Here is an 11,324-nt window from a genome sequence, read left to right as displayed (position 1 = left end):
CAATACCGCATACGGCAGCGAAGGATGAAAGTAAACGGCAGTTGTTGAATTGTCAGCTTGAAAAAACAGAACTACGACCTATTGATGAAAGGGTTTAAAGTATAATACGCAGGCTTGAATGACATTGCATTTTAGCTTAACGCGATCGGGAACTTAGTATGGAGCGGAGATACTACTGCATCTCACTTAAGATATTCACCAAATCTGATACTGGTAAAGGTTTGTTAAGTACTGTTTTAACGTATTTGTTATTATTTGCTTTTTGGATATCAAACGGGTCTAATGTAGAGGACAGCATAATGATGCGTGTGTTGTCTTTAATCTCTTCGGGTAGCAACTCATAAGCATTTAAGAACTCAAAGCCATCCATTTCGGGCATCCGCACGTCTAACAAAATTATTAAACCGTTGGTTAGTTCATGCTCGTGTTCTAGTAGCCATGCAAGTCCATTCGCTGCACTGTTTGCAAGGTGAATGTCTGCTGAATGAAACTTATTCTTTAGTAAGAGAGCGCTTACAGGAAGATCAATTTGACTGTCGTCTATAATAAGAATCTTTTGCTTTATATCCATTTTATGTAGAAAGGTCAAGTTATGTGCCAGAAATAAAAAGCTCTACGGTAAAACATAGAAACACAAGTTTCCATTGTTTGTAACCAATCTTCGCAGAGCAGTTATAATAAAATTAAATCTTATAGTAAGCGTTAAAAAATTAACCAGAGTCGGCTCGATAGAAATGAATACGTTATCTTAAATCTAAGATAGTTAAATATTAGAATGTGAGAAGTATGGAAGGTAATTGTTATTTGTATATTTACGAAGAGGATCGTTTATGAGAATACTTTTACTTTATTTAATTATATTTTTCTCGTCAGATGCTCTCGCGTCTGACGATATATATTCACAAAAACGTCCATTTAAACTTCCAAAGGAGGTCACTTCTAAAGATTATTTCCCTGATCGGCTTATTGTTAAATTTAAGGCGGATCCCAATAAATCTATTTCCAGATTCAGTGCATTGGCTGAGATTAAAGATTTCAATATCAAGTCAATTGCAATTACTGGAGTTACACAGATTTTTAAGAATCAACTAACAAATGAAACTTCGGCATTGAAGAAGATTGATGATACATCAGGTCTCGAAAGGATTTTTGAAGTGCGCTTCTCCGGAAAAAGAAATATCGAAGATATCATTAACGAAATCCCGGCAGAATTGGTTGAATACGCCGAGCCCAGTTATATATATTATAATCAGTATACACCGAACGATTCTTTTTTTAGTTCCCGCCAGAGTTATCTCAACCAGGTAAGAGCCACGCAAGCCTGGGACCTGATTAAGAGTTCATCGAATGTGGTTATTGGGATAGTTGACTCCGGCTCAGACCTCGATCATCCCGATCTCGCTGCCAACATCTTTATCAATTCTGCCGATCCGGTAAATGGGGTTGATGATGATCGCGATGGATATATAGATAATAACCGGGGCTGGGATTTAATTGGTCTGAGTGCAGGTAACATAAAGGAAGACAACGACCCTGGTGTAACCAGCGACAGCACAGATCACGGAGTGCATGTAAGTGGAATTGCGTCAGCAGTTTCGGATAATGGAGTAGGGGTTTCGAGTATAGCTTTCAATGCCAAGCTGCTGATTGTGAAGGTAGGCGCCGATAATAATTCCCGTGCTATATACAGGGGATATGAAGGAATAAAGTACGCCGCTGATCATGGTGCACAGATTATTAATTGTTCGTGGGGAGGGCCCGGTGGCGGCGCTTTCGGCTTGGATATAATTAACTATGCGATAAGTAAAGGGTGCCTGATTGTAGCAGCTGCAGGAAATGATGATACGGATGTTCCCGATTATCCCGCTGCATACAATGGTGTTTTTTCCGTTGGCAGCGTCGGCAGTGGTGACACGAAGAGTTCCTTCTCAAATTTCAGTGCCACGGTTGATGTATCTGCTCCAGGATCATCAATTTATAGCACCCGGAATAATGGGACCTATGGCCTCAGCTCGGGTACTTCGATGTCGACGCCTTTGGTAGCCAGTGCTGCCGCCCTGGTGAAAGCAAGGTTTCCAGACTTCACTATGTTGCAGGTTGGTGAACAGCTCAGGATCACTTCTGACAATATAGACGTAGTCAATCCAACCTATGCCGGGTTAATAGGAAAGGGAAGGATTAATGTTCTGCGGGCAGTAACGGAAGCCTCTCCATCAATTCGACATCAAAAATTAACGATAGTGGATAAAGGCAACGGGTCCATCCCTGCAGGGGATACTATTCGTCTATCATTTGATATCAGGAACTTTCTTGCTCCCGCTGCCGGGCTGGTTTTAAAACTCTCCTCGACTAACACGCATGTGCAAATCATTGATAGTGATGTGAATGTGGGAGCATTGGGCACACTTGATAGTAAATCAGGTATCGGACCATTCCGGGTGTTTGTACGGTCAAGTGCTTCGGATAACGAAGAGGTTGAGTTCAAGCTTAGCTATACGTCGAATGCAGGGAGTTATAAAGATTTTGAATTATTTAACGTGACTGTTTCTCTTGATTACCTAAATATCGAAGTGAATAAGGTGTCATCAACAATAACCAGTAATGGGCGGGTGGGATATAGTTCTCCGGATGCTGTTAATGGGCTCGGCTTCGTATATGAGGGCCAGCCATTACTGTACGAAGCATCATTGATGATTGGCACATCGCCAACTCAAGTTTCAAATAATGTTCGGAATGATGTCGGGAGCAGTGATGAAGATTTTCTTAAGCTTGTTCGTGTTGGACGCATCCAAAACACAGATGCTGCTTTTGAAGGGCGATCTGAGTTTAATGACTCAAAGAGTTCATCACCCTTAGGTATTCACGTCATTCATCGCCAATTGGCCTTTTCCGCTGTCCCGGATGATAAATATATTATAGCCGAATATGAAATTGAAAATAAAAGCGCGGCGACCCTTAATGGGGTGTACATTGGACTGTTTTCCGACTGGGATATTGATGAGAGCAACCGCGATATAACCCGCTATGATGAAGTGGACAGAATGGGTTACGTTTACGGCAAAACCGCCGGTTCCAAATACGCTGGAATTAAATTGCTTAAGAGTGTAGCTCCGCCAGCATACTATCCTTTATCATATCAGGTAACTGGTGATCCCCTGGAAACAGGTGGAGGTTTCAGTCTGGCCGAGAAATTCCAAACTTTATCAAGCGGCATCAAATCAAGTGGATTGGGCGATAGTCCTGCAAGTGGTTATGATGTAATGTTTGTATTAGGATCCGGTCCGTATAGTATCCCGGCCAACGGAGCTCTAAAAGTGGCTTTCGCGTTTATCGGCGGTGATAATTTGCAGGATTTACAAACCAGTGCTGTCGCCGCTGAGAGTAGGTACGGTTCACTGTTAAGTCCGATAATATTGCCTTCAGAGGGATTTGTTTTGAAACAGAATTACCCTAACCCTGCAACTAATCAGACGACCATTGAGTTTAGTGTTGCGAAAGAAGATCAAACTTCTTTAACGTTATATAACAGCATGGGGAAACGTGTTAAAGAATTGTTAAATCAGAATTTGCGCGATGGTTCATACCGGATTGACGCCGACCTGACCGATCTTAAAAGTGGCGTTTACTTCTACCGCTTAAAGCAACACAATCGGAATTTATCTATGAAGATGGTTGTTGTGAAATAGCTTATAAGGAATTATAGCAAATGCGACACCTGGGCTCATAGCTTTCTTTCTCACCTAACAAAATCTTGCTTTCACTCCCAACCGTTCTATAAGAATAAGTTGCCGGTCCTCCGCATTGTACACATACAGCATGTACTTTAGTTACCAACTCTGCAATAGACATTAATGCGGGCATGGGTCCGAACGGTTTACCCTGGAAATCCATGTCTAAACCGGCTACCACCACCCTGATACCCCTATTTGCCAATTTATTACAGACTTCAGGCAAGCCCTCGTCAAAAAACTGCGCTTCATCAATCCCAACTACTTCAGTATTTGCTCCCAACAATAATATGGATGCCGAATTTTCGATAGGAGTAGACTGAATTGAATTCAAATCATGCGAAACTACAGCCGTTTCATCATACCGAACATCAGTTTTAGGCTTAAAAATTTCCACGTTTAACTTGGCAATCTGTGCGCGGCGCAACCTTCTGATGAGCTCTTCTGTTTTGCCTGAAAACATGGATCCGCAAATTACTTCGATGCTCCCGCCCAGTTCCTTCCTTCTTTTAAAATTGTGTTCGCTAAACAGCATCTGCGTTTTATTCCCCCTGGTATTTGGCGGCTAATATCCGCAAATTTGCGGTTAATTCAATTGCTATTTCAGGCAATCTGTTAACAATCAAATTGAGTCTGATTAATAATTGTACTTATCTTTATCCTTCAATAAGGATTGTTTTTTTATCTGTTGCAATTTTTAGCACGATAGAAAGTTATAGATCTAAATGCGTAATTAACAATGAATAAGACTATCATTTTCCGGAAAATAGGAGGGATCATATCTGAGATTACTGAACAATATCAATATTTGTCTGGGGATCCGGAAAATATCAATCCGCTTGAGCTTGAACTCTTTGTAGCAAATTCACATTTTTTATCGGAACACTTAGCTATACTAAAAAAGCTGGATGCCAGCGCTGAGCCACAAAGCGCCAGGACCAATTTTAATGCACCTGAACAATTGCAACCGGTTTCAATAGAAACACCAGACGCACTTCCACAGCATGAAAATTATCCTGAGTCAAACGTTGAGGAACCAGCTATTTTCAATCAGGCTGACGAAATACGGGGGCTACCTGTTGGAACTAAGGATGAAATGTGGTTTAAGCCTTTATCGGAAGTCCAGGCGCTATTTTCAAGCCCAAGCATAGCGGCGGAAGAGATTCCGCAAACGCTGTCAAAAAGCGATACTTCGCCGAATGTGTCAGAATTTTTTGAAGAGGCAGCTTCAAAAATACCAGAGCCATCACACGCAGATGTAAGACCGGTCGTTCATTCAGAAATTAAAAATGAAGTAAAATTTGAAGAACCGGAGCAGGAGAAACAACCAGAGCTTTTGAAAGACTTTGAGCCGCTTGAAGAAGCGGAATCAATAAAACAACAAGAACCGGTAAATCAGTCAGAGATAGCAAGAGAAATGGAGTCTGTAAAGGAAAGTTTTCCGGTACAAGACAAGATATATGATCAGGAAGCAGACAACAACAATCCCTCAACTGCTGAAAGAGTTCCAACGTTAAATGAAATTCTGTCAGCAGGGAAAGTTAAAGAGAATGTTGTGTCAAACCTGAATTTGCGGGAGGATAGGGACCTTAAGAGCATGATTAAACTGAACGATAAGTTAATGTTTGTTCGTGATTTATTTAATGGGTATAGTTTAGCTTATAGTGAAGCAATAGACCTGGTTAACCGCTTTGACAATTTCAAATCTGCTGACAATTTCCTGAAGCAGAATTATGCTGAAAAAAATAGGTGGTCTGAGAAACAGAGTTCTGTTGATCAGTTTTACGAGATACTGAACAAGCGTTTTAGTTGACCCAACAGGAGCGCGATAAAGAGTTGGCTTTTTCTTTTAAAAGCAATAAATAGATTGCAAATTAACGCTGACTGCATCCGCTTCGAAGTATGCTGTTTTGGAGTGTAACAGATAAGATCAGATAATCCCCATTCTATTAGAATCCAGCTTAAGGAGAATAAAAAGCAGGATCGTAAAGCTCCACAAAGACGAACCGCCGTAGCTGATAAATGGTAACGGTATTCCGATTACAGGAACCAGCCCTACCGTCATCCCTATATTTATAAAGAAGTGGAAGAAAATTATCGAGGCGACTCCATATCCGTAGATTCTCGAAAAAGATGATCGCTGCCTTTCAGCAATATTAACTATCCGTAATAGCAAGAATAAGTATAGACCGATTACTACAAAGCTGCCTGCAAAGCCCCATTCTTCGCCAATAGTACAGAAAATAAAATCTGTACTTTGCTCGGGTACAAAATCATACTTAGTTTGTGTACCCTGTAAATAACCCCGTCCCCACATTCCGCCTGAGCCGATAGCGATCTTTGATTGATTCACATTATAACCTTCTCCTCTCAGATCGGTTACAGTTCCCAGTAAGACATCAATACGGTTTCGCTGATGCGATTGCAGGACGTTGTTGTAAGCAAAGTCTACACAAAAAATAAATACAATAGAGATTACAAAACCATAGATCACTGTAGTGACAAAGGCTCTATTTCTTTTATAGCTGTATATAAGGAGGCCACATACTGCTACCAAACCCACTATTAGAGTTACTTTGCTCATCAAGAGAGTGAGTACAAACAAGGCGATCAATATAGCCCCTATAACCAGAAAATATCCGGATAATCCTTCACGGTACAGCACGAATATTAACGATCCAAAGGTTAAGGCTGAACCTGTATCCGGTTGCAGCATGATTAAGCCCATAGGTATTAACAGTATTACTGCACATACACTCTGAGTGCGAAGATCCTGGACTTTAGTATTGACGGTGCTCAGATACCGTGCAAGTAACAAGCAGGTTGAAAACTTCGCAAACTCCGAAGGCTGTAACCTAAAGCTTCCTATAGGGATCCAGGCTTGGTTACCGCCAACATTTCTTCCCACAATTAATACCAGGATAAGTAAAAACAAGGTAACACCATAAAAAACCGGCGAAAATGTGTTAAAGAACTTACTGTCTAATAAAAGTATCACTAACCCCAGAATGAGAGCGGAGATAATGAAGATCAACTGCTTGCCGTAATTGGTGTCGAGGTTGAAGATACTTGGCTTTTCTGGGTTGTATACCGCCGCGTGAATATTAAACCATCCGATAATGCATAAAGCAAGGAAGGTCAGGACCACTATCCAATCGACGTTAAAGAAAGGGCTGCGTTGATTGTTCATTTTCCTGATACCTGAGTGGTGGTTGCCGGTACTAATTGAATAGCTGGAGTGGATTTTTTAGTGGTGTCAACCTTCTGTTTTACCGGTTTGGCCTTTGCGGGGGCACCCGGTAATAAATTAGCCTCTAAAAGCCGGTCAACATAAGCTTTAGGTCTTGATATCTTTCGGGTAATATATTTCTCTACCAATAAACTGGCAATGGGCGCTGACCAGGTAGAACCAAAGCCTGCATTTTCTACTACCACTGCAATCGCTATCTTCGGATTATCGCGCGGTGCGAAGGCTACAAATACCGAGTGATCTGCGCCGTGCGGATTTTGTACAGTTCCGGTTTTACCACACATCTCTATACCGTTTATCTTAGAATAAGCAGCAGTTCCGCTTGGAGCGTTTACTACCTTACTCATACCTTCAATTACGGTATCAAAGTATTTTCTGTCAATACCAGCGTCATTCCGTTTCGTATACTCAGCTTTAATTACTTTCTTTTCGCCAATAGCCTGTATAAGGTGTGGCTTAAAGTAGTAACCCCTGTTTGCTACGATAGCCATAACGTTAGCCATTTGTAAGGGAGTTATGCCCAGTTCACCCTGCCCAATAGAAAGTGAGATATTAAAACTGGAACCCCATTTATCGCTTCCCCAACGCTTAGTATATAAGTCAGAAGTTGGCAACAATCCTTTACGTTCATTGGGCAGATCAATATTAAGTTTATCTCCGACACCAAATTTGGCTACAGCACTTCGCCATCGGTTATAGGCATTAACCGGTCTCATGCCTGCCCTGTCGATCATGGCGCTATAGGCATATCCATAATAGGTATTGCACGATTCCTGTATGGACCGTTCGAGATTTACAGACCCATGTACGTGTGTACAGCCCATAAATCCGCGTCGGCCATAACGGTAACCTCCGGCACAATAGTAAGTAGTTTGTGCATTAAGCGATCCGAATTGCTGAGCCACCAGCGCGTTAATTACTTTAAAAATAGAGCCAGGGGGATACTCCGCCTGTATCGGACGGATAAACATGGGCTTGGTTGGATCGTTAAGCAGTTTCATATAATTATTGCCGCGCTGGCGACCCACCATCATATTAGGATCATACCCTGGACTACTTACAAATGATAGAATCTCGCCGGTAGCAGGTTCAATAGCGACGATACTGCCGATCTTGTTTTCCATTAGCTCTTCACCAAATTTTTGAAGATCCTTATCCATGGATGAGATCAATCGCTCACCCGATACGGCAAGTGTGTCATATTTACCGCCGGCAAAATGACCCTTAGGACGATTCAGAGCATCAACCATTAGATTTTGGACTCCCCGCTGACCGCGAAGCAGTTCTTCGTATGACTTTTCGACCCCACTGATCCCGATGTAATCTCCCTGGCGGTAAAAGCCTTTGGAATTTTCTATTGCCTTTTCAGAAACCTCGCCGATATAACCCAGAAACGCTGCTGCGGTGCTGTCGGGATAACGCCGCACGGTTCTGTTTTGTACGAAGAAACCGGCAAACAGATAGAGCTTCTCCTGGAATGTAGCAAAAGTTTGAGCCGATAACTGCTTCTCGAAGATAGAGGCCTTGTACGGCGAATAGTTCCTTGCTTTTTTAAACCGCTTATCAAACCCGGCTTTATCGATGCCGATAAGCCTGCAGAATTCGAGGGTATCAAATGGCGCTACTTCGCGCGGAATAACCATAAGGTCATAGACAGGCTCATTTTGGACCAATATTTTTTCATTCCTGTCCAGTATGATACCCCGGGCCGGATAGATCAGAATCTTACGAAGTACATTATTGTTGGCGGACAGGAGGTATTTATCGCTAATGACCTGGATATAAAAAATCCGCATCAATAAGATAAGTGCTACGACGATGAAGATTCCCTGAATAACAAATTTACGTGCAAAGAAGCTATTCATTAACGCACTTTTTTACGGAAAAACATAAACTCAGCTAAAATTATAAGAAACACAGTAAAGACTGAACTTGAAATAGTACGGATTAGTATGTATCCAAATTCAGAAAAACGAAATGTTTCAAAGCTGAAAAGAACGAGGTGATGAAAGAAGGTTAAAATGACGGCATAAAATATGAACCATCTAAACCCCATTATTCCCAGACTGGGATCCGGTTCATTGTCAAAGCCTTCCCGTTGCACCGTAATACTGATAAATACAATACGAACAAATGCAAGTATTGTACAAGCAGCAGCATTTAAACCAAGGGTATCATAGAATACATCAACCGTTAACCCTGTTAAAAAAGCGAGCAAAAACAATAAGCCATTCGGGATTTTAAATGGCAGAAGCAAAATGAATAAAATATATAAAAAAGGGCTCGCCAGGTTGTAATATCCCACATTTTTCAGAAGAAACACCTGCAGGCACACTAATATAACGAAACGGATAATATTTACGAAAATGACGCGTCCCATTATTGTATTTTATTTGGAGCCTCCAGTTCCTTTTGTTCTTCGGCTAGTAAATTATTGATCACATAAACATAATCAAGCTTAGAAAAATCAGTACTTAACCAAATTTCGATATCGAGAAAACTGTCACCACCTTTCAGACCTGTACGGGTAACACGACCAATCTCAACTCCGGAAGGAAACAGTGAATAGCCGGAAGTTATCACCCGGTTTCCTCTTTTAACAATCACATGGTTAGGAATATCCTTTAATATCGCTAGCCGGGGATCGGTGCTTGCCTCATCCCAAACTAACGAACCGATATTGCCGTTAACTGAAGCACTAATCCGGGTGTCGCTATGCAATACCGACTGAATAGTAGCAAAATGGTCCGAGACGTTCAAAACAATGCCCACAATTCCTTTTGCGCCAATAACTCCCATACCCTTCTTAATGCCATGTTTTAAACCCCGGTTGATCGTGATATAATTGTTTTGCTGGTGAATTGAATTATTTACCACCTTAGCTACAATATAGGTATACTGCTGTTGGGTAATGGTGTCTTTTACTGTTTTCTGTACCACGCTATCATCAAATGAGGAAGTTTTAAGCTGATTCCTTAAACGCGCATTTTCGGCAGCAAGACTATCGTTTGTGCGACCAAGATTCAGGTAACTGGTAAATGAATTGACACGTTGATAAGCATTACCGACAATATGATTGGACGAATTCCAGGCACTTGCCCTTTGATATGAATTATTTTGAAGCAACAATGTCAAAGAGATGATCAGAAAAATGATCAGGAAGAAGAATGCGTTGTACTTGCTGATAAATATCCAGAGGTTACGCATAGGGAAGATTTGAGAGCTGGGATGTAAGATTTGAGAACGACTTCACTTAGTCCGCTGTCTCGAATCTCAAATCTCAAGTCTGATATTATTGCATTAAAAATTTAAAATTTCCGATATTTTTGAGGGCGATACCAGTACCACGTACAACAGCACGTAACGGATCTTCTGCCACATGAACAGGCAGCTTCGTCTTAGAGGCAACCCGTTTATCCAGGCCGCGTAGTAAAGCACCTCCGCCTGTTAGATAAATACCTGTTTGGTAGATGTCAGCCGAAAGCTCCGGTGGAGTAATCTCCAGAGCTTTTAAAATTGCTTCTTCGATTTTAGAAATTGATTTGTCAAGGCAATGAGCAATTTCAGTATACGAGACAGTGATCTGCTTTGGAACACCGGTCATCAGGTCGCGACCCTGAACTGCAAAATCAGCAGGAGGATCAGAAAGTTCCGGTAAGGCTGAACCGACTTCAATCTTAATTTTCTCAGCTGTCCGATCGCCAATCATGATATTATGCTGACGACGGATATATTGAACGATATCACTGTCAAAGTTATCACCCGCTACACGGATAGATTGGTCGCATACGATCCCCGAAAGGGCTATAACGGCAATTTCTGTGGTACCGCCACCGATATCAATAATCATATTTCCCATCGGCTCTTCCACGTCAATACCAATACCAACGGCTGCTGCCATCGGCTCGTGAATCAGGTAAACCTCTTTAGCGCCCGCAATTTCTGCCGAATCACGTACCGCCCGTTTCTCTACTTCAGTTATTCCTGAAGGGATACAGATTACCATTCTTAATGAAGGGAAGAACCAGCCTTTACCATTATTGATCATTTTGATCATGCCACGAATCATGTGCTCCGCCGCGTTGAAATCGGCTATTACGCCATCCTTTAAAGGACGTACCGTACGAATGTTATCATGAGTTTTCCCCTCCATCTGCATGGCCTGGCGCCCGATAGCAATTATCTTATTCGTGGTGCGGTCGAAAGCAACAATTGAAGGTTCGTCAACTACAACTTTATCATTATGTATTATAAGGGTGTTTGCTGTACCCAGGTCTATTGCTATTTCTTGTGTGAACCAGTTGAATAACCCCATTCTTAGTTGTTGTTTTGTTGAAAAGTACGCA

The 11,324-nt window shown here is 41.7% G+C and carries 9 protein-coding genes; 2 read left to right on the top strand and 7 right to left on the bottom strand.

Annotation, left to right across the window (positions count from 1 at the left end):
• Positions 1-172: 172 nt before the first annotated feature.
• Entirely contained in the window at positions 173-571 is a 399-nt protein-coding gene (locus tag AC1MCB_RS11385; protein ID WP_479964844.1) for a response regulator, read from the bottom strand.
• A gap of 259 nt (positions 572-830) precedes the next feature.
• Here AC1MCB_RS11385 and AC1MCB_RS11380 point away from each other — a divergent pair, with 259 nt between their 5' ends.
• Positions 831-3,686 carry a S8 family serine peptidase gene (locus AC1MCB_RS11380; RefSeq protein WP_479964843.1) on the top strand — a complete coding sequence of 952 codons (2,856 nt, stop codon included), beginning with the start codon at positions 831-833 and terminating at the stop codon, positions 3,684-3,686.
• 1 nt (position 3,687) lies between these two features.
• On the opposite strand, the gene AC1MCB_RS11375 is transcribed toward AC1MCB_RS11380, so the two are convergent.
• A complete protein-coding gene (locus AC1MCB_RS11375) occupies positions 3,688-4,263 on the bottom strand; it encodes a thymidine kinase (protein ID WP_479964842.1) in 576 nt (191 codons plus the stop codon).
• Between the two features lie 204 nt (positions 4,264-4,467).
• Here AC1MCB_RS11375 and AC1MCB_RS11370 point away from each other — a divergent pair, with 204 nt between their 5' ends.
• Positions 4,468-5,541, top strand: coding sequence for a hypothetical protein (locus AC1MCB_RS11370; protein ID WP_479964841.1), 1,074 nt, complete (start codon positions 4,468-4,470; stop codon positions 5,539-5,541).
• Positions 5,542-5,658: 117 nt separating this feature from the next.
• Here the strand turns inward: AC1MCB_RS11370 and rodA are convergent, their stop codons facing one another.
• The 5 genes from rodA to AC1MCB_RS11345 form a co-directional block, all read right to left on the bottom strand.
• Positions 5,659-6,918, bottom strand: coding sequence for a rod shape-determining protein RodA (gene rodA, locus AC1MCB_RS11365; RefSeq protein WP_479964840.1), 1,260 nt, complete (start codon positions 6,916-6,918; stop codon positions 5,659-5,661).
• A complete protein-coding gene (gene mrdA / locus AC1MCB_RS11360; protein WP_479964839.1) occupies positions 6,915-8,843 on the bottom strand; it encodes a penicillin-binding protein 2 in 1,929 nt (642 codons plus the stop codon). The genes rodA and mrdA overlap by 4 nt, the downstream gene beginning before the upstream one ends.
• Entirely contained in the window at positions 8,843-9,358 is a 516-nt protein-coding gene (locus AC1MCB_RS11355; protein ID WP_479964838.1) for a rod shape-determining protein MreD, read from the bottom strand. The genes mrdA and AC1MCB_RS11355 overlap by 1 nt, the downstream gene beginning before the upstream one ends.
• Positions 9,358-10,185: a rod shape-determining protein MreC gene (mreC, locus tag AC1MCB_RS11350; RefSeq protein WP_479964837.1), complete on the bottom strand. Its 828-nt coding sequence runs from the start codon at positions 10,183-10,185 to the stop codon at positions 9,358-9,360. The genes AC1MCB_RS11355 and mreC overlap by 1 nt, the downstream gene beginning before the upstream one ends.
• Before the next feature lie 85 nt (positions 10,186-10,270).
• On the bottom strand, positions 10,271-11,293 hold the full coding sequence (locus AC1MCB_RS11345; protein WP_163405321.1) for a rod shape-determining protein: 1,023 nt from the start codon (positions 11,291-11,293) through the stop codon (positions 10,271-10,273).
• Positions 11,294-11,324: the final 31 nt, after the last annotated feature.

It is taken from the genome of Daejeonella sp. AP26 (genome assembly GCF_056680515.1).
This window is presented reverse-complemented; position numbering and strand designations above follow the sequence as displayed.

Coding starts and splice junctions, on each gene's coding strand:
- AC1MCB_RS11385 (WP_479964844.1), bottom strand. CDS start 571: ATGGATATAAAGCAAAAGATTCTTATTATAGACGACAGTCAAATTGAT.
- AC1MCB_RS11380 (WP_479964843.1), top strand. CDS start 831: ATGAGAATACTTTTACTTTATTTAATTATATTTTTCTCGTCAGATGCT.
- AC1MCB_RS11375 (WP_479964842.1), bottom strand. CDS start 4,263: ATGCTGTTTAGCGAACACAATTTTAAAAGAAGGAAGGAACTGGGCGGG.
- AC1MCB_RS11370 (WP_479964841.1), top strand. CDS start 4,468: ATGAATAAGACTATCATTTTCCGGAAAATAGGAGGGATCATATCTGAG.
- rodA (WP_479964840.1), bottom strand. CDS start 6,918: ATGAACAATCAACGCAGCCCTTTCTTTAACGTCGATTGGATAGTGGTC.
- mrdA (WP_479964839.1), bottom strand. CDS start 8,843: ATGAATAGCTTCTTTGCACGTAAATTTGTTATTCAGGGAATCTTCATC.
- AC1MCB_RS11355 (WP_479964838.1), bottom strand. CDS start 9,358: ATGGGACGCGTCATTTTCGTAAATATTATCCGTTTCGTTATATTAGTG.
- mreC (WP_479964837.1), bottom strand. CDS start 10,185: ATGCGTAACCTCTGGATATTTATCAGCAAGTACAACGCATTCTTCTTC.
- AC1MCB_RS11345 (WP_163405321.1), bottom strand. CDS start 11,293: ATGGGGTTATTCAACTGGTTCACACAAGAAATAGCAATAGACCTGGGT.